Source organism: Pantoea sp. RG18, assembly GCF_025910075.1.
GTDB lineage: Bacteria > Pseudomonadota > Gammaproteobacteria > Enterobacterales > Enterobacteriaceae > Pantoea > Pantoea agglomerans.
In genome coordinates this window covers 101,941-125,915 of sequence record NZ_JAPCIL010000008.1, presented here as the reverse complement: position 1 = coordinate 125,915, position 23,975 = coordinate 101,941, and the positions used below count along the sequence as shown (strand labels likewise).

Annotated in this window: 22 protein-coding genes; 19 read left to right on the top strand and 3 right to left on the bottom strand. The window is 55.7% G+C overall.

Features of this window, described 5'->3' with window-relative positions; translation table 11 throughout:
* Positions 1-252: 252 nt before the first annotated feature.
* From mraZ to mutT, 19 genes are all read left to right on the top strand, one after another.
* Positions 253-711: a division/cell wall cluster transcriptional repressor MraZ gene (mraZ, locus tag OK409_RS11150; RefSeq protein WP_009092149.1), complete on the top strand. Its 459-nt coding sequence runs from the start codon at positions 253-255 to the stop codon at positions 709-711.
* Positions 712-713: 2 nt separating this feature from the next.
* Complete coding sequence (gene rsmH / locus OK409_RS11145) at positions 714-1,655, top strand: 16S rRNA (cytosine(1402)-N(4))-methyltransferase RsmH (protein WP_264367058.1); 942 nt, start codon at positions 714-716, stop codon at positions 1,653-1,655.
* Entirely contained in the window at positions 1,652-1,972 is a 321-nt protein-coding gene (ftsL, locus tag OK409_RS11140; protein WP_003854764.1) for a cell division protein FtsL, read from the top strand. Before rsmH ends, ftsL begins: the two co-directional genes overlap by 4 nt.
* Positions 1,973-1,988: 16 nt before the next feature.
* The gene (locus OK409_RS11135; RefSeq protein ID WP_010671821.1) at positions 1,989-3,755 is read left to right on the top strand and encodes a peptidoglycan glycosyltransferase FtsI; all 1,767 of its coding nucleotides are present in this window, start codon (positions 1,989-1,991) and stop codon (positions 3,753-3,755) included.
* On the top strand, positions 3,742-5,229 hold the full coding sequence (gene murE, locus OK409_RS11130; protein ID WP_192034015.1) for a UDP-N-acetylmuramoyl-L-alanyl-D-glutamate--2,6-diaminopimelate ligase: 1,488 nt from the start codon (positions 3,742-3,744) through the stop codon (positions 5,227-5,229). Before OK409_RS11135 ends, murE begins: the two co-directional genes overlap by 14 nt.
* Positions 5,226-6,584: a UDP-N-acetylmuramoyl-tripeptide--D-alanyl-D-alanine ligase gene (gene murF / locus OK409_RS11125; protein WP_264367057.1), complete on the top strand. Its 1,359-nt coding sequence runs from the start codon at positions 5,226-5,228 to the stop codon at positions 6,582-6,584. Before murE ends, murF begins: the two co-directional genes overlap by 4 nt.
* Positions 6,578-7,660, top strand: a complete 1,083-nt coding sequence (gene mraY, locus OK409_RS11120; protein ID WP_003854755.1) for a phospho-N-acetylmuramoyl-pentapeptide-transferase — start codon at positions 6,578-6,580, stop codon at positions 7,658-7,660. The genes murF and mraY overlap by 7 nt, the downstream gene beginning before the upstream one ends.
* 2 nt (positions 7,661-7,662) lie before the next feature.
* Entirely contained in the window at positions 7,663-8,979 is a 1,317-nt protein-coding gene (gene murD / locus OK409_RS11115) for a UDP-N-acetylmuramoyl-L-alanine--D-glutamate ligase (RefSeq protein WP_010253876.1), read from the top strand.
* Positions 8,979-10,193: a cell division protein FtsW gene (gene ftsW, locus OK409_RS11110; protein WP_010253879.1), complete on the top strand. Its 1,215-nt coding sequence runs from the start codon at positions 8,979-8,981 to the stop codon at positions 10,191-10,193. The genes murD and ftsW overlap by 1 nt, the downstream gene beginning before the upstream one ends.
* Entirely contained in the window at positions 10,190-11,248 is a 1,059-nt protein-coding gene (gene murG / locus OK409_RS11105; RefSeq protein WP_052271112.1) for an undecaprenyldiphospho-muramoylpentapeptide beta-N-acetylglucosaminyltransferase, read from the top strand. Before ftsW ends, murG begins: the two co-directional genes overlap by 4 nt.
* Positions 11,249-11,318: 70 nt before the next feature.
* Positions 11,319-12,797 carry a UDP-N-acetylmuramate--L-alanine ligase gene (murC, locus tag OK409_RS11100; RefSeq protein WP_010253883.1) on the top strand — a complete coding sequence of 493 codons (1,479 nt, stop codon included), beginning with the start codon at positions 11,319-11,321 and terminating at the stop codon, positions 12,795-12,797.
* Positions 12,787-13,707 carry a D-alanine--D-alanine ligase gene (locus OK409_RS11095; RefSeq protein ID WP_010253885.1) on the top strand — a complete coding sequence of 307 codons (921 nt, stop codon included), beginning with the start codon at positions 12,787-12,789 and terminating at the stop codon, positions 13,705-13,707. Before murC ends, OK409_RS11095 begins: the two co-directional genes overlap by 11 nt.
* A 1-nt stretch (position 13,708) precedes the next feature.
* On the top strand, positions 13,709-14,548 hold the full coding sequence (gene ftsQ, locus OK409_RS11090) for a cell division protein FtsQ (RefSeq protein ID WP_010253887.1): 840 nt from the start codon (positions 13,709-13,711) through the stop codon (positions 14,546-14,548).
* Positions 14,545-15,801 carry a cell division protein FtsA gene (gene ftsA, locus OK409_RS11085; RefSeq protein WP_010253890.1) on the top strand — a complete coding sequence of 419 codons (1,257 nt, stop codon included), beginning with the start codon at positions 14,545-14,547 and terminating at the stop codon, positions 15,799-15,801. The genes ftsQ and ftsA overlap by 4 nt, the downstream gene beginning before the upstream one ends.
* Before the next feature lie 71 nt (positions 15,802-15,872).
* On the top strand, positions 15,873-17,027 hold the full coding sequence (gene ftsZ, locus OK409_RS11080) for a cell division protein FtsZ (protein ID WP_010253892.1): 1,155 nt from the start codon (positions 15,873-15,875) through the stop codon (positions 17,025-17,027).
* A gap of 101 nt (positions 17,028-17,128) precedes the next feature.
* Positions 17,129-18,046: a UDP-3-O-acyl-N-acetylglucosamine deacetylase gene (gene lpxC, locus OK409_RS11075; protein WP_010253894.1), complete on the top strand. Its 918-nt coding sequence runs from the start codon at positions 17,129-17,131 to the stop codon at positions 18,044-18,046.
* A 300-nt stretch (positions 18,047-18,346) separates the two neighbouring features.
* Positions 18,347-18,853: a secA translation cis-regulator SecM gene (secM, locus tag OK409_RS11070; protein ID WP_242461324.1), complete on the top strand. Its 507-nt coding sequence runs from the start codon at positions 18,347-18,349 to the stop codon at positions 18,851-18,853.
* A gap of 74 nt (positions 18,854-18,927) precedes the next feature.
* Positions 18,928-21,636 (top strand): preprotein translocase subunit SecA, encoded by a 2,709-nt coding sequence (secA, locus tag OK409_RS11065; protein ID WP_022625411.1) that lies wholly within the window; start codon positions 18,928-18,930, stop codon positions 21,634-21,636.
* 154 nt (positions 21,637-21,790) lie between these two features.
* Positions 21,791-22,186: an 8-oxo-dGTP diphosphatase MutT gene (gene mutT, locus OK409_RS11060; RefSeq protein WP_010253900.1), complete on the top strand. Its 396-nt coding sequence runs from the start codon at positions 21,791-21,793 to the stop codon at positions 22,184-22,186.
* Between the two features lie 35 nt (positions 22,187-22,221).
* On the opposite strand, the gene yacG is transcribed toward mutT, so the two are convergent.
* Genes yacG through coaE form a run of 3 tightly spaced genes read right to left on the bottom strand, consistent with a single transcriptional unit; the run spans position 22,222 to position 23,784 of the window.
* Positions 22,222-22,419 (bottom strand): DNA gyrase inhibitor YacG, encoded by a 198-nt coding sequence (gene yacG / locus OK409_RS11055; RefSeq protein ID WP_010253903.1) that lies wholly within the window; start codon positions 22,417-22,419, stop codon positions 22,222-22,224.
* An 8-nt stretch (positions 22,420-22,427) separates the two neighbouring features.
* Complete coding sequence (gene zapD, locus OK409_RS11050; RefSeq protein WP_033756556.1) at positions 22,428-23,171, bottom strand: cell division protein ZapD; 744 nt, start codon at positions 23,169-23,171, stop codon at positions 22,428-22,430.
* Positions 23,172-23,175: 4 nt separating this feature from the next.
* Complete coding sequence (gene coaE / locus OK409_RS11045; protein WP_010253911.1) at positions 23,176-23,784, bottom strand: dephospho-CoA kinase; 609 nt, start codon at positions 23,782-23,784, stop codon at positions 23,176-23,178.
* Positions 23,785-23,975 lie beyond the last annotated feature (191 nt).

The following is a 23,975-nucleotide window of genomic DNA, read 5'->3' as shown; positions in this document are numbered from 1 at the left end:
GCCCTTTACATTGTTTCATTTTTAGTCGTTTTTTCCCGGGTCGTTTTTTTTATTCAGGTATTCATCGGCTTAATTTTTACTTTCCCCTTTTATTCGTTTATATCGTCGCCAGAGATTAATTCTTCACTCTGTAAATAGTGATATTCACCTGCCGCTCCGGCTTGACAAGGATTTCATGGGATCCTTAAACTCGTTTCGTGGTAAAAAGTGGGATAAAGTGGCGTAAATGGGTGATGAGGAGAAGAGACTGGCATGTTCCGCGGAGCAACGTTAGTCAATCTCGACAGCAAAGGGCGGCTCGCCGTACCCACGCGATATCGCGATTTGCTGATTGGGGAGTCTCAGGGGCAGATGGTCTGTACCATCGACCTCCACCAGCCATGCCTGTTGCTTTATACCCTGCCCGAATGGGAAATCATTGAAAAAAAGCTGGCACGCCTTTCCAGTATGAATCCACTTGAGCGCCGCGTGCAGCGTTTGCTGCTGGGGCATGCCAGTGAATGTCAGATGGATAATGCAGGCCGCCTGCTGCTGGCGAATACGCTTCGGCAGCACGCAAAATTAACCAAAGAAGTGATGCTGGTTGGACAGTTCAATAAATTTGAGCTGTGGGATGAACAGACCTGGTATCAACAAGTCAGGGACGATATTGACGCAGAACAGTCGGCTCAGGAGCCTTTATCTGAGCGGTTGCAGGACTTGTCGCTATAGCTATGCAGGAAAATTTCAAACATACCACCGTGCTGTTGGATGAGGCGGTTAACGGCCTCAATATCAGGGAAGACGGTATTTACATCGACGGCACTTTTGGTCGTGGTGGCCATTCACGCCTGATTCTTTCGCAGCTGGGAGAGAAGGGAAAGCTGATCGCCATCGATCGTGATCCGCAAGCTATCGCCGCTGCCGCAGAGATCACCGACCCGCGTTTTTCAATTATTCATGGCCCTTTTTCCGCGCTGGCAGAGTATGTCTCTGAACGGGATCTGGTCGGAAAGATTGACGGCATTTTGCTGGACCTGGGGGTTTCATCACCGCAGCTGGATGACGCCGAACGTGGCTTCTCCTTTATGCGTGACGGACCGCTGGATATGCGAATGGACCCGTCGCGCGGGCACTCCGCCGCAGAATGGTTGCTGCACGCAGAAGAGGCGGATATCGCGTTTGTCCTGAAGACCTACGGTGAAGAGCGATTCGCCAAACGCATCGCCCGGGCCATTGTCGAGCGTAATCGTGAACAGCCGATGACCCGGACCCGGGAACTGGCTGAGGTGATCTCAATTGCCATGCCGGTAAAAGATAAGTTTAAGCATCCGGCCACGCGCAGCTTCCAGGCGATTCGTATCTGGATTAACAGCGAACTGGAAGAGATCGATATTGCCCTGAAAGGCGCTGTTGAAGTGCTGGCTCCGCAGGGTCGTCTCTCTGTTATCAGCTTCCATTCACTGGAAGATCGGCTGGTGAAGCGCTTTATGCGCGATCAGAGTCGCGGGCCGCAGGTGCCGCCTGGGATTCCCATGACTGAACATCAGCTGCGTGCCCTGGGTGGGCGTGAACTGAAGTTGCTCGGCAAAATGTCGCCGGGTGATGCTGAAGTCTTTGAGAACCCACGTGCGCGCAGCTCGGTATTACGTATCGCGGAGAAAACCGACGCATGATCGGTAATGAGCGTCACAGTCTGCCTGCCGTTATCGGCGGGGATCTGCTGCGAAAAGGCAAGATTCCGGTGCTGTTGCTGATCGCTGTGGTGGTTTCTGCCGTGCTGGTGGTGACGACCACCCATAAAACACGATTGTTAACCGCGCAGCGCGAACAGCTGGTGCTGGAGCGTGACGCACTCGATATCGAGTGGCGCAACCTGATCCTGGAAGAGAATGCACTGGGCGATCACAGCCGTGTTGAACGCATCGCCACCGAGAAGCTGCAACTGCAGCACGTTGATCCTTCACAAGAAAATATCGTGGTGCAGAAATAAGGACCTCAGATAGCGAATGAGCGGCACAGGCAGAACGCTGAAATTGAAGAAACCGGAAGATAAAGCCAGCTTTGTAAGCTGGCGTTTTGCGTTGCTGTGCGGCTGTATTTTACTGGCGCTGGGTGGATTGCTGTCACGTGTGGCCTGGCTGCAGGTGATCAATCCTGGCAAGCTGGTAAAAGAGGGCGATCTGCGCTCGCTGCGTGTTCAGGCGGTGCCCACCTCACGCGGTATGATCAGCGATCGCGCCGGACGCCCGCTGGCAGTCAGCGTGCCGGTCAACGCTATCTGGGCCGATCCCAAAGAGCTGCACGCCGGTGGCGGCGTGACGCTGGACAGCCGCTGGAAGGCGCTTTCCGATGCGCTCTCTATTCCCCTTGATCAGCTGGCCGCCCGCGTGAATGCCAATCCCAAAGGCCGCTTTGTCTATCTGGCGCGCCAGGTCAATCCGGCTATCGGTGACTACGTTAAAAAACTCAAACTTCCCGGTATTCATCTGCGCGAAGAGTCGCGCCGTTACTATCCTGCCGGGCAGGTCACCTCCCATCTCATTGGCTTTACTAACATCGACGGGCAGGGCATTGAAGGCATCGAGAAGAGCTTTGATAAGTGGCTGACCGGTGCACCCGGCGAGCGGACGGTGCGCAAAGATCGGTATGGTCGGGTCATCGAGGATATCTCTTCGGTGGACAGCCGGGCCGCTCATAACCTGACGCTGAGCATTGATGAGCGGTTACAGGCGCTGGTTTACCGTGAACTGAATAACGCCGTTGCCTTTAACAAAGCGGAATCGGGTACGGCGGTGCTGGTGGATGTCAATACCGGTGAAGTGCTGGCGATGGCCAACAGCCCGGCTTACAACCCGAACAATCTCGGCAATACGCCAAAAGATCTGATGCGTAACCGCGCCATCACCGACATTTTCGAACCTGGCTCTACCGTGAAGCCGATGGTGGTGATGACGGCGTTGCAGCGTGGTGTGGTGAGAGAGAACAGCGTCCTGAATACCGTGCCGTACCGCGTCAATGGTCATGAGATCAAAGATGTGGCGCGCTACAACGAATTGACCCTGACAGGGGTTTTACAGAAGTCGAGTAACGTCGGTGTTTCACGTCTGGCGTTAGCGATGCCTTCCTCAGCGCTGGTAGAAACTTACGCGCGCTTTGGACTGGGCAAACCGACCAATTTGGGGCTGGTCGGGGAAAGCAGTGGCTTATACCCTAAAAAACAACGGTGGTCTGACATAGAGAGGGCCACCTTCTCTTTCGGCTACGGGCTAATGGTAACGCCGTTACAGTTAGCGCGAGTCTACGCAACGATTGGCAGCTATGGCATTAATCGCCCGCTGTCGATCACCAAAGTGGATCCGCCCGTCGCGGGACAACGCGTTTTCGATGAGTCACTGGTGAAAACCGTGATGCACATGATGGAAAGCGTGGCGCTGCCCGGTGGCGGGGGCGTCAAAGCGGCAATCAAGGGTTATCGCATTGCGATAAAAACCGGTACGGCGAAAAAGGTCGGGCCGGACGGACGCTACGTCAATAAATACATTGCCTACACCGCAGGCGTCGCGCCTGCCAGTCATCCCCGATTCGCGCTGGTGGTGGTGATCAACGATCCCCAGGCCGGCAAGTATTACGGCGGTGCGGTCTCTGCACCGGTATTTGGAGCCATCATGGGTGGCGTACTGCGTACAATGAACATCGAGCCGGACGCGTTACCGACCAATGACAAGAATGAGCTGGTGACTAACAGAAGTGAGGAATCAAGTGACAGATCGTAACCTGCGCGATTTACTCGGCCCCTGGGTGCCAGGCGCGCCGGCGCGCCCACTGCGTGACATGACACTGGATAGCCGCATTGCGGCTTCTGGCGATCTGTTTGTCGCTGTTGCAGGCCATCAGGTTGATGGACGCCGTTTCATTCCGCAGGCAATTGCGCAGGGCGTTGCCGCTGTGGTGGCGGAAGCTGAGGGTGAAGCGGTCGACGGCGAAATCCGTGAAATGCACGGCGTACCGGTTATCTATCTGGCGCAGCTGCATCAGCGCCTTTCGGCCCTGGCAGGCCGTTTTTATCAGCAGCCGGGCGAAAAACAGAAGCTGATTGGCGTCACCGGCACCAACGGTAAAACCACCACCACCCAGCTGCTGGCGCAGTGGGCGACGCTACTGGGTGAGACCAGCGCGGTGATGGGCACCGTCGGTAATGGGCTGGTAGGTCACTTAGCGGCGGCAGAAAATACCACGGGTTCAGCGGTTGATGTTCAGCATCTGCTGCACGATCTGGCTGAAAAAGGGGCGACCCTGACCGCAATGGAAATCTCGTCACACGGACTGGTTCAGCATCGCGTCGCTGCGCTGCCGTTTGCCGCGGCGGTCTTCACCAATCTCAGTCGCGATCACCTCGATTACCACGGTGATATGCAGAGCTATGAGTCAGCTAAATGGCTGCTCTTTTCTGAGCATCAGGTCGGGCAGGCGATTCTTAACGCGGACGACGAAGTCGGTCGTCGCTGGCTGGCGCGCTTACCTGATGCCGTTGCGGTCACTATGGAGGATAACCTCCAGCCGGGCTGCCACGGGCGCTGGCTTAAAGCCGATGCGGTGGATTACCACGATAACGGCGCACATATTCGTTTCAGCTCCAGCTGGGGCAATGGCGAAATCGACAGTCCGCTGATGGGTGCCTTCAACGTCAGCAATCTGATGCTGGCGCTGGCGACGCTGCTGTCACTGGATTATCCGCTGGCGACGCTAATCAGCGTTGCACCGCAGTTGCAGCCGGTCAACGGGCGTATGGAAGTGTTCAGCGCCACAGGAAAACCGACGGTCGTCGTGGATTATGCCCACACCCCGGATGCGCTGGAAAAAGCGCTGGAAGCGGCACGTCTGCACTGCAAAGGAAAACTCTGGTGCCTGTTTGGCTGCGGCGGCGACCGTGACAAAGGCAAACGCCCGTTAATGGGCGCGATTGCTGAGCAATATGCGGATGTGGTGGTGATTACGGATGACAATCCGCGCAGCGAAGATCCGCAGGCGATTGTAAAAGATATTCTGACCGGTTTGCTGGACCCAGGCCGCGCCCGCGTGGTCTCTGGTCGTGCGCAGGCGGTCACTAACACCATTATGCAGGCGCAGCCCGACGATATCGTGCTGGTGGCTGGCAAAGGCCATGAAGATTATCAGATCATTGGCAATCGCCGTCTCGACTACTCCGATCGTGCCACCGTTGCGGCACTGCTGGGAGGCGTTGCATGATTCCGGTTTCATTAAAAACCCTGGCAGAGATCACCGGCGGCACGCTGCACGGCAGCGATTTAACGCTGAGTGACGTGACCACCGATACCCGCAAAGTCACGGCGGGCAGCCTGTTTGTTGCACTGGTGGGCGAACGCTTTGATGCGCACGACTTCGCCGGCGATGCCATTGCGAATGGCGCACAGGCGCTGCTGGTAAGTAAGCATTTACCTGTCGCTGTGCCACAGGTGGTGGTTGAAGATACCCGTCTCGCCTTTGGCAGGCTGGGCGCATGGGTTCGTCAGCAGTCGAACGCCCGTGTAGTGGCGCTGACCGGCTCCTCCGGCAAAACCTCGGTTAAAGAGATGACGGCGGCGATTCTGCGTGAGTGTGGCGAAACGCTCTACACCGCAGGCAATCTTAACAACGATTATGGCGTACCGATGACGCTGCTGCGGCTGACCGCAGAACATCAGTATGCGGTCATCGAACTCGGTGCGAATCATCAGGGCGAAATCGCCTACACCACCGGACTGGTTCAACCGGAAAGCGCGCTGGTGAATAACCTGTCCGCGGCGCATCTGGAAGGCTTTGGTTCGCTGGCCGGTGTTGCTAAAGCCAAGGGCGAGATTTTCCAGGGCTTACCGGCTCACGGCATTGCGATTCTGAACGCAGAGAGCAATGACTGGCCCAACTGGCAGCGCACGCTGCAGGATAAAACCGTGTGGCGTTTCTCACCGCAGGCGGCAGAGTGTGAATTCTCCGCCCGTGATATCCGCATTGCTCAGGATGGTACTCATTTTGTGATGATAACGCCGCGTGGCGAAGCTGAGATCGTGCTGCCATTGCCGGGTCGGCATAACATCGCCAACGCCCTGGCGGCGGCGGCACTGGCTCTGTCAGTGGATGCACCGCTTAGCGCCGTTCAGCAGGGGCTGAAAAACCTGCAGTCGGTGCCAGGTCGCTTGTTCCCGGTTCGCCTCTCTGCGCATCAGCTGCTGCTGGATGACAGCTACAACGCTAACGTCGGTTCGATGACAGCAGCTGTTCAGGTCCTGTCAGAGATGCCGGGTTACCGGGTGCTGGTCACGGGTGATATGGCGGAACTGGGTGAAGAGACCGAAAGTTGTCACCGCGAAGTGGGGCATGCGGCACGTGATGCAGGCATTGATCGCGTGCTGAGCACCGGAAAATTCAGCCATTTCATCAGTGAAAGCAGTGAAGTTGGCGAACATTTCAGCGATAAGACTGCGCTGACTGAACGTTTGCGTCAATTGTTGTCCGAACACTCAGAAATTACCGTCCTGATAAAAGGTTCACGTAGTGCCGCCATGGAGCAGGTAGTACAGAGCTTAAAGGAGAAAGGAACATGTTAGTTTGGCTGGCCGAGCATCTGGTCGCTTTTTATTCGGGATTTAACGTCTTTTCCTATCTGACGTTTCGCGCCATTGTCAGCCTGCTGACCGCGTTATTCATCTCTCTCTGGATGGGGCCGCGCCTGATCGCCTGGCTGCAGAAATTACAGATTGGCCAGGTCGTCCGTAACGATGGCCCGGAATCGCATTTCAGTAAGCGCGGCACGCCGACCATGGGCGGCATCATGATTCTGACCTCCATCACCATTTCGGTGCTGATGTGGGCATATCCGTCGAATCCTTATGTCTGGTGCGTGCTGTTCGTGTTAATCGGCTTTGGCATCATCGGCTTTGTCGATGACTACCGCAAAGTGGTACGCAAAGACACCAAAGGCCTGATCGCCCGCTGGAAATATTTCTGGATGTCGGTGATTTCGCTGGGCGTCGCGTTCGGGCTCTATGCGGCGGGTAAAGATACCCCCGCGACCCAACTGGTCGTGCCCTTTTTCAAAGACATCATGCCGCAGCTAGGTCTGTTTTATGTGCTGCTGGCTTACTTTGTGATTGTCGGAACGGGTAATGCGGTCAATCTGACCGATGGCCTGGATGGGCTGGCGATTATGCCAACCGTCTTTGTCGCCGCGGGCTTTGCGCTGGTTGCCTGGGCCACCGGTAACGTGAAGTTTGCTGAATATCTGCATATTCCCTATCTGCGTCACGCCGGTGAGCTGGTGATTGTCTGTACCGCCATTGTCGGGGCAGGGCTGGGCTTCCTGTGGTTCAACACCTATCCGGCTCAGGTCTTTATGGGCGACGTGGGTTCGCTGGCACTGGGCGGCGCGCTGGGCACCATTGCGGTGTTGCTGCGTCAGGAATTTTTACTGGTGATCATGGGTGGCGTGTTTGTGGTTGAAACGCTGTCGGTGATCCTGCAGGTGGGATCGTTTAAGTTGCGCGGCCAGCGTATTTTCCGCATGGCGCCGATCCATCACCACTATGAACTTAAGGGCTGGCCGGAACCGCGCGTCATTGTGCGCTTCTGGATTATTTCGCTAATGCTGGTGCTGATTGGCCTGGCCACGCTGAAGGTGCGTTAATCATGGCTGACTATCGGGGTAGAAAAGTCGTCATCATCGGGCTGGGCCTCACCGGGCTCTCCTGTGTTGATTTCTTTTTAGCGCAGGGCGTAACGCCTCGCGTGATGGACACCCGTGTCTCGCCGCCGGGGCTGGATAAATTGCCCGGGCAGGTTGAACGCCATCTGGGCGGCATCAACGGCGACTGGCTGCTGGCGGCCGATCTGATTGTTGCCAGCCCTGGCGTCGCGCTGGCGCATCCGATTCTCAGCGAAGCCGTCGAAGCCGGCATCGAAATTGTCGGTGACATTGAGCTCTTTTGCCGCGAGGCGCAGGCGCCGATCGTGGCGATCACCGGTTCCAACGGTAAAAGCACGGTGACTACGCTGGTGGGTGAAATGGCGAAAGCCGCAGGCTGGCAGGTGGGCGTCGGCGGCAATATTGGTCTGCCCGCGCTGAGTCTGCTGCAGTCACCGGCGCAACTCTATGTACTGGAACTCTCCAGTTTCCAACTGGAGACCACGCACAGTCTGAAAGCCGCGGCGGCAACCATACTTAACGTCAGCGAAGATCATATGGATCGCTATCCGCTGGGTATGCAGCAGTATCGCGCTGCTAAGCTGCGGGTCTATGAGAATGCACAGGTCTGCATCGTTAACGCCGATGATGCCCTGACGATGCCGGTACGCGGCGCGGACACCCGCTGCGTCAGCTTTGGTGTCGATTTCGGGGACTACCACCTTAACAAGCAGCAGGGCAGTATCTGGCTGCGGGTGAAAGGCGAGAAGGTCCTGAACACGGCCGAAATGAAGATGGTGGGACAGCACAACTACACCAATGCGCTGGCTGCGCTGGCGCTGGCCGATGCGGTGGGTCTGCCACGCGCCTCCAGTCTGGCCGCCTTAACGCACTTTAACGGTCTGGCGCATCGCTTCCAGCTGGTTCATGAGCATCAGGGCGTGCGCTGGATCAATGACTCCAAAGCGACCAACGTCGGCAGCACCGAAGCAGCGCTGAATGGCCTGCAGGTGAAGGGAACGCTGTGGCTGCTGATGGGCGGTGATGGCAAGTCGGCCGATTTTACGCCGCTGATCCCCTGGCTGCAGGGCGACAATGTGCGCCTTTACTGCTTTGGTCGCGATGGCGATGCGCTGGCGGCGCTGCGTCCGGAGATCGCCGTGCGCACTGAGACCATGCGCCAGGCGATGGAGCAGATTGCGCCGCAGGTTAAAGCAGGCGATATGGTTCTGCTGTCGCCAGCCTGTGCCAGCCTTGACCAGTTCCGAAACTTTGAGCAGCGCGGTGAGCAGTTCGCGCAACTGGCGAAGGAGCTGAGCTGATGCGTATTCCTGGCGCCGGACTGGCGGGATATTTCTCAGGACGCCTGAAAGACTGGGTCATGGGCGCACGCGAAAGTGATGACTCTTCGCTGGTGCTCTATGACCGCACACTGCTATGGCTGACGCTGGGCCTGGCGGTGATTGGTTTCGTGATGGTGACGTCGGCTTCAATGCCGGTGGGTCAGCGTCTGAATGACGATCTCTTTTATTTTGCCAAGCGCGATGCCTTCTACATCGTGCTGGCTGTATGTATGGCGCTGGTCACGCTGCGGGTGCCGATGGATTTCTGGCAGCGCTACAGCAACGTGATGCTGATGGTCACGGTCGCGATGCTGCTGATTGTTCTGGTAGTCGGTAGCTCGGTTAACGGTGCATCGCGCTGGATCGCGCTGGGTCCGCTGCGTATTCAGCCTGCAGAGCTGTCGAAGCTCTCTCTGTTCTGCTATCTCGCCAGTTATCTGGTGCGCAAAGTGGAAGAGGTGCGTAACAACTTCTGGGGCTTCTGTAAGCCGATGGGCGTGATGGTGGTGCTGGCCGTGTTACTGCTGGCGCAGCCGGATCTCGGTACGGTGGTTGTGCTGTTTGTGACGACCCTGGCGATGCTGTTCCTGGCGGGCGCCAAACTGTGGCAGTTCCTGGCAATCATCGGTTCCGGCATCTTTGCGGTGATCCTGCTGATCATTGCAGAACCCTACCGTATGCGCCGTGTGACCTCGTTCTGGAACCCGTGGGAAGATCCCTTTGGTAGCGGTTACCAGCTGACCCAGTCACTGATGGCATTTGGTCGCGGGGAATTCTGGGGCCAGGGGCTCGGTAACTCCGTGCAAAAGCTGGAATATCTGCCCGAAGCGCATACCGACTTTATTTTCGCCATCATCGGGGAAGAACTCGGCTACGTCGGTGTGGTAATGGCACTTTTAATGGTATTCTTCGTCGCTTTTCGTGCGATGTCGATTGGCCGTCGTGCTCTGGAACTGGATCAGCGTTTTTCCGGCTTTTTAGCCTGTTCAATCGGAGTCTGGTTTAGCTTCCAGGCGCTGGTTAACGTCGGTGCAGCAGCCGGTATGTTACCGACCAAAGGTCTGACCTTACCGCTGATCAGTTACGGTGGGTCAAGTCTGATCATTATGTCGACTGCCATCGTCTTTTTATTACGCATAGATTATGAAACGCGCCTGGCGAAAGCGCAGGCGTTTACCCGAGGTGGTCGATGAGCGGTAAGCGATTGATGGTGATGGCAGGTGGAACCGGCGGACATGTCTTTCCCGGTCTGGCTGTCGCCCATCATCTGATGGAACAGGGCTGGCAGGTCCGCTGGTTAGGCACTGCCGACCGTATGGAAGCCGATCTGGTGCCAAAGCACGGCATCGACATCGACTTCATCCGCATCAGCGGATTACGTGGTAAAGGCATGAAGGCGTTGCTGCTGGCACCGCTGCGCATCTTTAATGCATGGCGTCAGGCCCGTCGCATCATGAAAGCCTGGCAGCCGGATGTCGTGCTGGGCATGGGTGGCTACGTTTCCGGTCCTGGCGGCTTAGCGGCCTGGAGTTGCGGTATTCCGGTGGTGCTGCATGAGCAGAACGGTATTGCCGGGCTGACCAACAAATGGCTGGCGAAAATCGCTACGAAAGTATTGCAGGCGTTTCCGGGCGCGTTTCCCGCCGCCGATGTGGTGGGAAATCCGGTTCGCACTGATGTACTGGCACTGCCTTTACCCGCGCAACGTCTCGCGAATCGTCATGGCCCGATACGGGTGCTGGTGATCGGTGGCAGTCAGGGTGCGCGGATACTGAACCAGACGCTGCCGCAGGTTGCCGCGCTGGTGGGTGATGAGATCACCCTGTGGCATCAGACCGGTAAAGGGTCGTTGCCCGAAACAGAGAAAGCTTATCAGCAGGTCGGGCAGACGCAGCACAAGGTGACCGAGTTTATTGATGACATGGCTGCCGCCTACGCCTGGGCTGATGTGGTGGTGTGCCGCTCCGGCGCGTTAACCGTGAGCGAAGTCGCTGCCGCTGGCTTACCGGCGATTTTCGTGCCATTTCAGCACAAAGATCGCCAGCAGTACTGGAACGCGCTGCCGCTGGAGAAAGCGGGCGCCGCCAGAATTTTTGAGCAGCCGCAATTTACTGCGGAGGCTGTAGCGGATCAGCTACGCCACTGGGATCGCGAAACACTGCTGACGATGGCTGAGCAGGCCCGTCAGGTGGCGATCCCCGATGCGACTGAACGGGTCGCTCAGGAAGTGGCTCGCGCCGCAAAGTAATCATTCCGGTCAGCGCGTCTGACCTGTACCCGGACTGGGTACAAACTGAAATAGCAGGTAACTGAGAGCGATGAATACACAACAATTGGCAAAACTGCGTTCTATCGTGCCCGAGATGCGTCGCGTCCGGCACATCCACTTTGTCGGCATCGGCGGTGCTGGCATGGGCGGTATTGCCGAAGTGTTAGCAAATGAAGGCTACCATATCAGCGGTTCAGATCTGGCCCCTAACCCGGTGACGCAGAACCTGATTGCGCTGGGTGCCACCATTTATTTTAACCATCGCCCCGAAAACGTGACCGATGCCAGCGTCGTGGTGGTTTCCAGCGCCGTTTCGCAGGATAACCCCGAACTGGTGGCGGCACGTGAACAGCGTATCCCGGTGATCCGTCGCGCGGAGATGCTGGCTGAGCTGATGCGTTTTCGTCACGGCATCGCCGTTGCGGGTACCCATGGCAAAACGACCACCACGGCGATGGTGTCGAGTATTTATGCGGAAGCGGGTCTCGATCCGACTTTTGTTAACGGCGGACTGGTCAAAGCAGCAGGCACCCATGCCCGTCTGGGTCACAGCCGGTATCTGATTGCTGAAGCGGATGAGAGCGATGCGTCGTTCCTGCATCTGCAGCCGATGGTGGCGATTGTGACCAACATCGAAGCTGACCATATGGACACCTATCAGGGCGATTTTGAGAACCTGAAGCAGACGTTTATTAACTTCCTGCACAACCTGCCGTTTTACGGTCGTGCGGTGATGTGTGTGGATGATGCGGTTATTCGTGATCTGATCCCACGCGTGGGACGCCATATCACCACGTACGGTTTCAGTGATGATGCTGACCTGCGCATTGAAAATTATGAACAGAGTGGCGCGCAGGGGCATTTCACCTTGATCCGTCAGGATAAAGCACCGCTGCAGATTACGCTGAACGCGCCGGGACGCCACAACGCCCTGAATGCGGCAGCCGCCGTCGCCGTCGCCAGTGAAGAAGGCATTGAAGACAATGCTATCCTGGCTGCGCTGGAGAGTTTCCAGGGCACGGGCCGTCGCTTTGATCTGCTGGGTGAATTCCCGACAGAGCCGGTCAACGGACAGCCGGGCACCGCGATGCTGGTTGATGATTACGGTCATCATCCCACCGAAGTGGACGCGACAATTAAAGCCGCGCGCGCAGGCTGGCCGGATAAAAAACTGGTGATGGTGTTTCAGCCGCACCGTTACAGCCGTACCCGCGATCTGTTTGATGATTTCGCCAACGTACTGTCGCATGTGGATGTGTTGCTGATGCTGGATGTTTACTCTGCCGGTGAAACCGCTATTCCGGGTGCTGACAGCCGTTCGCTGTGCCGTGCGATTCGTAATCGCGGCAAGGTGGATCCGATTCTGGTGCCGGAACATGACGCGCTGCCAGAGATGCTGGCACCGCTGCTGTCAGGCAATGACCTGATTCTGGTGCAGGGAGCCGGTAACGTCGGCAAGGTTGCCCGCAAGCTGGCTGACACTAAGCTCCAGCCGGAACGCAAAGCGGAGGATCGTCATGGCGGATAAAGTTGCAGTATTAATGGGTGGCACCTCGGCAGAGCGCGAGGTTTCGCTGAACTCAGGTCAGGCCGTCCTCGCCGGATTACGGGAAATGGGCATTGATGCGCATGGCATCGATACCCGTGATGTCTCTGTGCTGACGCTGAAAGAGCAGGGCTTTACCAAAGCCTTTATCGCACTGCATGGCCGGGGCGGCGAAGATGGCACGCTGCAGGCGGTGCTGGAGTTCCTGCAACTGCCGTACACCGGCAGCGGCGTGATGGCATCGGCCGTGACTATGGATAAGCTGCGCACCAAGCTGCTGTGGCAGGGACGTGGTTTACCGTCAGGAAAGTTTGTCTGGCTGACGCGTCAGCAGTTTGATGCCGGTCTGGACGCAGAAAACAACGCGGCAATTGCGGCACTTGGCCTGCCGTTGTTCGTCAAGCCAGCCTGTGAAGGCTCCAGCGTGGGCATCAGTCGGGTTAACGATCTGAGCGCGCTGCCGGCGGCACTGGACATGGCGTTTAAGCATGACAATGACGTGCTGGTCGAAGCGTTTCTCAGTGGCGCGGAGTACACCGTCGCGATTGTGGGCGATCGTATTCTGCCCTCGATTGAAATAAAGAGCGCCAGCGAGTTCTATGACTATGAAGCTAAATACATTTCTGACGATACTCAGTACGTCTGTCCGGCCGATTTAAGCGCTGAACGTGAAGCGGAATTACAACAGCTGGTACTGGCGGCCTGGCGTGCGCTGGGATGTCGCGGCTGGGGACGGGTTGATGTGATGACCGACGGGGAAGGGCGCTTTCAGTTACTGGAAGCCAATACCTCACCGGGCATGACCAGCCACAGTCTGGTACCAATGGCAGCGAAACAGGCGGGCATGAGCTTCCCGCAGCTGGTTGCCCATATTCTGGAGCTGGCCGACTGATATGTCACAGGCGGCGATGAGAGTTCGAAACCGTGAACCGCAGGAGCGTATTCGCACCGGGCGCAGTAACGGTGCCCGACTGTTCGGCATTATTTTTCTGCTGATCGTCATCGGGATTATGGTTGCTGGCGGGCTGGTGGTACTGAAGTGGATGAACGATGCGTCCCGGCTGCCATTGTCAAAACTGGTGGTGACAGGACAGACGCACTACACCACACACGATGATATTCGTCAGGCGATTTTGTCGCTGGGTCCGCCTGGTACGTTTATGTCTCAGGATGTGGACATCCTGCAGCAGCAGATTGAGCGGCTGCCCTGGATTAAGCAGGTCAGCGTACGCAAGCAGTGGCCGGACGAACTGAAGATCCACCTTGTGGAGTACACACCGGTGGCGCGCTGGAACGATTTGCACATGGTGGATGCTGAGGGTGTCTCCTTCAGCGTACCCGCCAGTCATGTCGGCAAAGAGACAATGCCGATGTTGTACGGGCCGGAAGGGAGTGAGAAAGAGGTCCTGGCGGGCTATCACAGCATGGATGATGTGCTGAAAGCCCGGAAGTTTACTCTGAAGGTGGCGTCGATGACGGCGCGGCGTTCATGGCAGCTGGTCACCAGCGACGATGTTCGTATCGAACTGGGCCGCAGCGACACCATGAAACGACTGAATCGCTTTATTGAGCTCTACCCGGTGCTGCAACAGCAAGGTCAGAACGAGAGCAAACGTATCAGCTACGTGGATTTACGATACGACTCTGGCGCTTCTGTTGGCTGGACACCGATCGTGATGGAGCCACAGGACAGTAATCAGCAACAGAACCAGGCACAGGCTAAACAACAATGATCAAGGCAACGGACAGAAAACTGGTAGTTGGACTCGAAATCGGCACTGCGAAGGTTGCCGCCCTGGTTGGGGAAGTTCTGCCCGATGGTATGGTCAACATTATTGGGGTGGGCAGCTGCCCTTCCCGCGGTATGGATAAAGGTGGCGTAAACGACCTTGAGTCGGTGGTGAAATGCGTTCAGCGCGCCATCGATCAGGCTGAGCTGATGGCAGATTGCCAGATCTCCTCCGTCTACCTTGCTTTATCGGGCAAACATATTAGTTGTCAGAACGAAATCGGGATGGTTCCGATTTCCGAAGAGGAAGTGACTCAGGATGATGTAGAGAACGTCGTACATACCGCCAAATCGGTGAGAGTACGTGACGAGCATCGCATCCTGCACGTCATTCCTCAGGAATACGCCATCGACTATCAGGAAGGGATTAAAAATCCGGTCGGGCTTTCCGGCGTGCGTATGCAGGCGAAAGTGCATCTGATCACCTGCCACAACGATATGGCGAAGAACATCGTTAAAGCCGTTGAGCGTTGCGGGCTGAAAGTGGATCAGCTGATTTTTGCCGGTCTCGCCTCCAGTTTTGCCGTTCTGACTGAAGACGAACGTGAGCTGGGCGTGTGTGTTGTCGATATTGGTGGCGGTACAATGGACATAGCCGTATATACCGGCGGCGCTTTACGGCACACTAAGGTTATTCCGTATGCAGGCAACGTCGTTACCAGCGACATCGCCTATGCGTTTGGCACACCACCAACGGATGCTGAGGCGATCAAAGTGCGCCATGGTTGCGCGCTGGGCTCGATTGTCGGCAAAGATGAGAACGTTGAGGTGCCGAGTGTGGGCGGACGTCCACCACGTAGCCTGCAACGTCAGACGCTGGCTGAAGTGATTGAGCCGCGTTACACCGAACTTTTGAATCTGGTCAATGACGAGATTCTGCAGTTACAGGAACAACTGCGTCAGCAGGGCGTGAAGCATCACTTAGCCGCAGGCATTGTCCTGACCGGTGGTGCAGCGCAAATCGAAGGACTGGCGGCCTGTGCGCAACGCGTATTCCATACGCAGGTGCGTATCGGACAGCCGCTGAATATTACCGGCCTGACTGACTATGCGCAGGAATCGTACTACTCCACTGCCGTGGGACTGTTGCATTACGGCAAAGAGTCGCACATGAACGGTGATGCAGAGACCGAAAAACGGGTCTCAGTAGGTAACTGGTTCAAGCGTATTAACAGTTGGTTAAAAAAAGAGTTTTAATTTTTGTGAAAGGGGATCATGCTGTTTTCTTTAGTGATCTCCAGGCGACAGGCACATAACGGAGAGAAATCATGTTTGAACCTATGGAATTAACCAACGACGCGGTGATTAAAGTCATCGGCGTCGGTGGCGGCGGCGGTAACGCCGTAGAGCACATGGTACGCGAGCGTATCGAAGGTGTGGAATTCTTTGCTGTGAATACCGACGCGCAAGCGCTGCGTAAAACAGCTGTCGGCCAGACCATTCAGATCGGTAATAACATTACCAAAGGTCTGGGTGCGGGTGCGAACCCGGAAGTGGGCCGTAACTCTGCAGAAGAAGATCGCGAAGCACTGCGTTCTGCGCTGGAAGGGGCAGACATGGTCTTCATCGCAGCAGGTATGGGCGGCGGTACCGGTACCGGTGCAGCGCCTGTCGTGGCTGAAGTGGCTAAGGAACTGGGTATCCTGACGGTGGCGGTTGTCACCAAGCCGTTCAACTTCGAAGGCAAAAAGCGCATGGCGTTTGCCGAGCAGGGGATCGCCGAACTCTCTAAGCATGTCGATTCACTGATCACCATTCCAAACGACAAGCTGCTGAAAGTGCTGGGCCGTGGTATCTCTCTGCTGGATGCGTTTGGTGCAGCTAATGACGTGCTGAAAGGCGCCGTTCAGGGTATCGCTGAGCTGATTACCCGTCCTGGCCTGATGAACGTCGACTTTGCTGACGTGCGTACCGTCATGTCCGAAATGGGCTATGCGATGATGGGTTCAGGCGTCGCGTGCGGTGAAGATCGTGCGGAAGAAGCGGCTGAAATGGCGATCTCCAGCCCACTGCTGGAAGATATCGACCTTTCTGGTGCGCGTGGCGTGCTGGTCAACATTACGGCGGGCTTCGACCTGCGTCTGGATGAGTTCGAGACCGTGGGTAACACTATCCGCGCCTTCGCCTCTGACAACGCGACCGTCGTGATCGGTACTTCACTGGATCCGGAAATGAATGACGAACTGCGCGTCACCGTGGTGGCAACCGGTATCGGCATGGACAAGCGTCCTGAAATCACCCTGGTAACCAACAAGCCAGCCAGTCAGCCAGTGATGGATCATCGCTATCAGCAGCACGGTATGTCACCGCTGCCGCAGGAGCAGAAACCTGCTGCCAAAGTCGTTAACGACCAGGCTGCGCAGTCGAACAAAGAGCCCGATTATCTTGATATTCCGGCCTTTTTACGTAAGCAGGCCGATTAGGATTAACCCTATAATTGGGATTCTCCGCTCTTTGTGCTAAAGTCTCTGTCCGCTGGTAAAGTATACTGGCGGTCGGACAGGTGATATTGCGAGATAATACGATGATCAAACAAAGGACATTAAAACGTATTGTTCAGGCGACTGGTGTCGGTTTACATACCGGCAAAAAAGTCACCCTGACATTACGCCCTGCGTCGGCTAATACCGGGGTCATCTATCGTCGCACCGACTTGAATCCACCGGTAGATTTTCCGGCTGATGCAAAATACGTGCGCGACACCATGCTGAGTACCTGCCTGGTGAATGATGAAGGCGTGCGTATTTCAACGGTTGAACACCTCAATGCCGCCCTGGCGGGTCTGGGTATCGACAACATTATTGTTGAAGTCGATGCGCCAGAAATCCCGATCATGGATGGCAGCGCAGCACCGTTTATCTATCTGCTGATGGATGCGGGCATCGAGCAGCTCAACAGCGCGAAGAAATTTGTGCGTGTTAAGCAGACCGTGCGTGTGGAAGAGGGTGACAAATGGGCCGAGATCAAACCGTTTAACGGCTTCTCGCTCGATTTCACCATCGACTTCAAACACCCGGCTATCGATTCCAGCTCACAGCGTTATGCGATGAACTTCTCTGCTGACGCCTTTGTTCGTCAAATCAGCCGGGCGCGTACATTTGGCTTTATGCGTGAAATCGAATATCTGCAGTCTAAAGGCCTGTGCCTGGGCGGTAGCTTAGATTGTGCGATAGGTCTGGATGATTTCCGCGTACTGAATGAAGAAGGCCTGCGTTTTGAGGACGAGTTTGTCCGTCACAAAATGCTGGACGCGATTGGCGACTTGTTTATGTGTGGTCACAACATCATTGGCGCATTCACTGCGTTCAAATCGGGCCACGCGCTGAACAACAAGCTGCTGCAAGCGGTTCTGGCTAAGCAGGAAGCCTGGGAATGGGCAACCTTCGAAGACGAAGCTGAACTGCCGCTGGCATTCAAAGCACCGAATCTGGTTCTGGCTTAATTACCCCGGAACGTGAAACGGCTGGTTATGCTGACACCCTCTCCGGTCAGCGGCGCCAGCCGTTTTTTATTGCCTCTTATCACACGCCTGATGACTGCGACCTCGCTCGCAAAGCGTTGTCTGTTCTGCTGATTTGCTGAACAATCACACGCGTTTTCTCTCGCCATCACTTTAATCCCAGGTGTGGATGCCCCACATTAATGATACTATCTGTGGCGCTTTTACAGGCCGAAATCCGTTGCGGCTCGCGGCGGGTACCAGAAAACAAGAGCGCAACAGAGCATGCGCGATGGAAAGGTTGTGATCGGGATTCTTCTGCGCTGGCGACAATTAGGTAGACGCTACTTCTGGCCTCATCTCCTGTTAGGGATGGTAGCGGCCAGCTTTGGCCTGCCAGCCTGTGCGCAAAGCTCCGAACTCAACGCGTCGTCTGAATCTCCGGCCAGCAGTCTCTTTCTTGGCAGTGCCACACGCTTTGATCACCTGATCCGGCTGCAGGAAGCGTCCCGACGCCCGAGCTTCAGCGTGGATTACTGGCATCAGCACGCCATCCGCACCGTTATTCGTCATCTCTCTTTCACGCTGGCGCCCCAGGCGCAGGCGGAGCAACAGACATTACCGCTGGCGGCACAAAAGCTGGCGCTGATCGACTCACTGCATAGTTTACTGACATCACATTCTGCGCTGCACACTGCACCGCAGCAGATCTCTACGCCGCCTCTTTTCACGGCCGTTACCCGTTCATGGGTAGAGTGGCATGCCAGCGTGCATGGCATTCGCGCCGGACCTGCCCGATTGTTCTGCTAATATTTTTGGTTTTATTCACTCTGTTTAGATTTCGCAGTCCGGAATGCTCCGGCTGAATTGAGAATATATTTACTATGTTAAGCAAAATATTAACCAAGGTTTTTGGTAGCAGTAACGATCGTACCCTGCGTCGTATGCGTAAAGTGGTGGATGTCATCAATAAGATGGAGCCCGATTTTGAGAAGCTCTCTGATGATGAACTGAAAGCGAAAACTGACCTGTTCCGCGAACGCCTGAAAAAAGGTGAATCGCTGGAAAGCCTGATCCCGGAAGCGTTCGCAACCGTGCGTGAAGCGAGTAAACGCGTGTTCGGGATGCGTCACTTCGACGTGCAGCTGATTGGCGGCATGGTGCTGAACGATCGCTGCATTGCTGAGATGCGAACCGGTGAAGGTAAAACGCTGACCGCAACGCTGCCAGCCTACCTGAACGCGCTGTCCGGCAAAGGCGTTCACGTGGTCACCGTCAACGACTATCTGGCACAGCGTGATGCGGAAAATAACCGTCCGCTGTTTGAGTTCCTGGGTTTAACCATTGGTATCAACATGTCGGGCCTGCCGGCGGTGGCAAAGCGTGAAGCTTACGCAGCAGACATCACCTACGGCACCAATAACGAATATGGCTTCGACTACCTGCGCGACAACATGGCTTTCAGCCCGGAAGAGCGTGTACAGCGTAAACTGCACTATGCGCTGGTGGATGAGGTCGACTCCATCCTGATCGATGAAGCGCGTACGCCGCTGATCATCTCTGGTCCGGCAGAAGACAGTTCTGAGCTTTACACCAAAGTGAACAAGATCATCCCTCATCTGGTTCGCCAGGATAAAGAAGATACCGAAACCCATCAGGGTGAAGGCGACTTCTGGGTCGATGAAAAAGCGCGTCAGGCTCACATGTCTGAGCGCGGTCTGGTCAAAGTGGAAGAGCTGCTGGTCAGCCAGGGCATCATGGAAGCGGGCGAGTCACTCTACTCTCCGACCAACATCATGCTGATGCACCACGTCACTGCGGCGCTGCGTGCGCACGCACTCTTTACCCGCGATGTTGATTACATCGTGAAAGATGGCGAAGTGGTGATTGTTGATGAACACACCGGCCGTACCATGCAGGGTCGTCGCTGGTCTGATGGTCTGCATCAGGCGATTGAAGCGAAAGAAGGCGTGGAGATCCAGAACGAGAACCAGACGCTGGCCTCTATCACCTTCCAGAACTACTTCCGTATTTACGAGAAGCTGGCCGGTATGACCGGTACCGCTGATACCGAAGCATTTGAATTCAGCTCCATTTATAAGCTCGACACCATTGTCGTGCCGACTAACCGTCCGATGGTGCGTAAAGATCTGGCTGACCTGGTCTACATGACCGAGAAAGAGAAGATCGATGCCATTATCGAAGATATCCGTGAGCGCACCGCCAATGGTCAGCCGGTGCTGGTGGGAACCATCTCGATTGAGAAATCAGAAGTGGTCTCTAACGAACTGACCCGTGCCGGTATCAAACATAACGTTCTGAACGCCAAATTCCACGCCCGCGAAGCGGATATCGTTGCGCAGGCCGGTCAGCCGGGTGCGGTCACTATCGCCACCAACATGGCCGGACGTGGTACAGATATTATGCTGGGCGGCAGCTGGCACGCTGAAGTGGCCGAACTGGAAGAGCCAACTGAAGCGCAAATCGAAGAGATTAAAGCGGCATGGCAGATTCGTCATGATGCGGTTCTGGCGTCAGGTGGTTTACACATCGTCGGTACTGAGCGTCACGAATCGCGTCGTATCGACAACCAGCTGCGTGGTCGTGCAGGTCGTCAGGGTGACGCCGGTTCTTCTCGCTTCTACCTGTCGATGGAAGATGCGCTGATGCGTATTTTTGCCTCAGACCGCGTCTCGAATATGATGCGTAAACTGGGCATGAAGCCAGGCGAAGCGATTGAGCATCCGTGGGTCACCAAAGCGATTGCCAATGCCCAGCGCAAAGTTGAGAGCCGTAACTTCGATATTCGTAAGCAGCTGCTGGAATATGATGATGTGGCTAATGACCAGCGTCGCGCCATCTACAGTCAGCGTAACGAGCTGCTGGATGTGTCTGACGTTAGCGAAACCATCAACAGCATTCGCCACGACGTCTACAAAGTCACCATCGATACTTACATTCCGCCGCAGTCGCTGGAGGAGATGTGGGACGTGCCAGGCCTGGAAGAGCGTCTGCGCACTGACTTCGATCTGAACCTGCCGATTGCAGAGTGGCTGGATAAAGAGCCTGATCTGCATGAAGAAGTGCTGCGTGAGCGCATCATGACCCATGCTATGGAAAGCTACGCGGAGAAAGAAGAGATCGTTGGCGCAGAGATGATGCGCAACTTCGAAAAAGGCGTGATGCTTCAGACGCTGGATTCGCTGTGGAAAGAGCATCTGGCCGCGATGGACTATCTGCGTCAGGGCATCCATCTGCGCGGCTATGCGCAGAAAGATCCGAAGCAAGAGTACAAGCGTGAATCCTTCGCCATGTTTGCTGCGATGCTTGAATCACTGAAATATGAAGTGATCAGTACACTGAGCAAAGTCCAGGTGCGCATGCCAGAAGAAGTTGAAGCGATGGAGCAACAACGTCGCGAAGAAGCTGAACGTCTGGCACAGCAACAGCAACTAAGCCATGTTGAAGAGGATCTGCTGGCAGCCGCAGAGCCTGTGGCGGAGCAGAGTGGTGAACGCAAAGTCGGCCGCAACGATCCCTGCCCATGTGGTTCCGGTAAAAAGTACAAGCAGTGTCATGGCCGCATCGCCTGAGACTGAATGCTAATAAAAAAGGAGCCGCTGGCTCCTTTTTTCATGGTCTCTGCCACCCAGGCAACAGCGACTCCGCTGAGCTAAAGCGGTTAACATCCGCTACGGCATGCTCTAAAATCAGGCTTCATTCACCCATTACTACCGGATAGTCTCCATGAAGCACCTGCAGGTTGCAGTTGGCATCATTCGCAATGCCAGTAAACAAATTTTCCTTGCCCAGCGCGCGGCGACCTCTTACATGGCGAACAAGTGGGAGTTTCCTGGCGGTAAGATTGAAGCGGGCGAAAGCGCCGAACAGGGATTGATAAGGGAACTTCAGGAAGAGACCGGGATTGAGGTCACCGAGGCACGCCCGATTGGTCATGCAGACCACAGTTATGACGATCTGCGCGTGACGTTGCATTTCTTTCTGGTTGAAGGGTGGAAAGGAGAGCCGTGGGGCAAAGAGGGTCAGCCGCAGCGTTGGGTTGATCAGCATGCGTTGGTCGCGGAGGAGTTTCCGCCCGCGAATCATCAGCTGATTGCGCGTCTGATCGCCGGCGAACTCTGAGCGGATGGGGCTGCGCGCCCCATCCGGTTCAGCTATCAGCGATCCTCTTCACTCCAGTTGTCGCTGTCGTTCATATCGTCGCGGCTGGGAATGCGTTTCTCTTCTGCGGCCCATTCACCTAAATCAATGAGCTGGCAGCGCTTACTGCAAAAGGGGCGCCACGGGCTGAGTTCATCCCAGATCACATCTTTGCCGCACTGCGGACAGGCAACGGTCATCACTTCTTGCTGCATTTTTACCTCTAACAACAGGCCAGTTGAAAATTAAGGCGAGCCGGAACTTCACCGCGCTCGCTATCAAGCGGCATAAAACGAATGGCGTAGCGGCTTTTATGTCCGGACACCTGTGGATAGAGCGCATCCTCCAGCGACAACTGCAGTCGCAGCAGATCGGCGCCTTCGGCATTATCCTGATAAAAACCATTAAGGCTGGTCTGCACATGAAACGCGCCGGACTGGCGGATCAGATCCAGTATCATCGCCAGCGCATGATGCAGTGGCTCCAGCGTCAGCATCCAGGCTTCGACCTGCGCATCGCGTGCTTCCTGCGGCAGATGGAGCCAGATGTGCAGGCCCGGCAAATCAAAGCTGCAGCATCCACCAGGGATGCTCAGGCGCTGCCGCACCAGGGCAATCAGACGGTCCTCGCGGAGTTGCTGGCCCATACGTGGGGCATTCATTAACTGCGTCGACTGAATTTTGAGTTTATCGCGCAGGGCATTAACCAGCGTCATATCAACACCTGGCACATCAGCCCATGCACGTAACTTTTGCTGCTGACGCTCCAGCTCTTTTAACAATTCAGTACGCATATCGCCACGCTCAAAAATGTCGAGCAGCTCGCTAATCAGGCGAAAAAAGGTCAGCGCATTAACGGTTTTATCCAGTGGGACAATTTCATCTAACTGATTGATCAAAAACTCAACCCGTAACCAGGTTCGCATTTTTTCATTCAGTGGGTGTTCAAACAGAACGGGTGTGCTCATGGTATTAATCCTGTTTCGTTGCCGCCAGCCTGAGATAGCGCTGATGGAGTTCGGCAACCTGCGGCAAGGCGTCGTCGGGCTCGCCACTGTTATCAATAATGTCATCGGCACAGGCGAGGCGCTGCTGGCGCGTCGCCTGTGCGGCAAGAATGCGTTTCGCCTGCGCGACGGAAAGATGATCACGCTGCCGGGTGCGCGCTAACTGCGTTGCCTCATCAACATCCACCACCAGTACCCGATCAGCCTGGTGCTGTAACTGATTTTCCACCAGTAGCGGCACCACCCAGAGCACATAAGGTGTGGTGGCTTCGGCGATCAATTGACGCGTCCGGGCATTAATCAGTGGATGCAGCAGCGCGTTTAACCAGCTTTTTTCTTCCGGCTGCTGAAAAATAATGTCGCGAAGCCGGCTACGATCAAGCTTCCCCTCATCAGTCACTATCGACGTGCCATAGCGCGCCTGAATGGCCTGCAAAGCGGGTGTGCCGGGTTCGACAACTTCACGTGCTATCAAGTCAGCATCAATAATTTCCACGCCAGACGCTGCGAATGCCTGGGCAATCGTACTTTTACCACTGCCGATCCCCCCTGTAAGCGCGACGATATAGGGCATGTTTCTCACCTGACTTCTCTTTTCGACAGGGCTTCAGGGTAATGATCTGTATAAAAAACGCAAAAATGCGCGTCAGATCACACCGATAAACCACAATTAAATTTAACGGATTGTAGCGTAAATAAAGTGAAATTCGCAGTCTTGTCGCGCAGCGAGAGGCGCGTATCATAACGTCACTGGAGCTGTGCTTA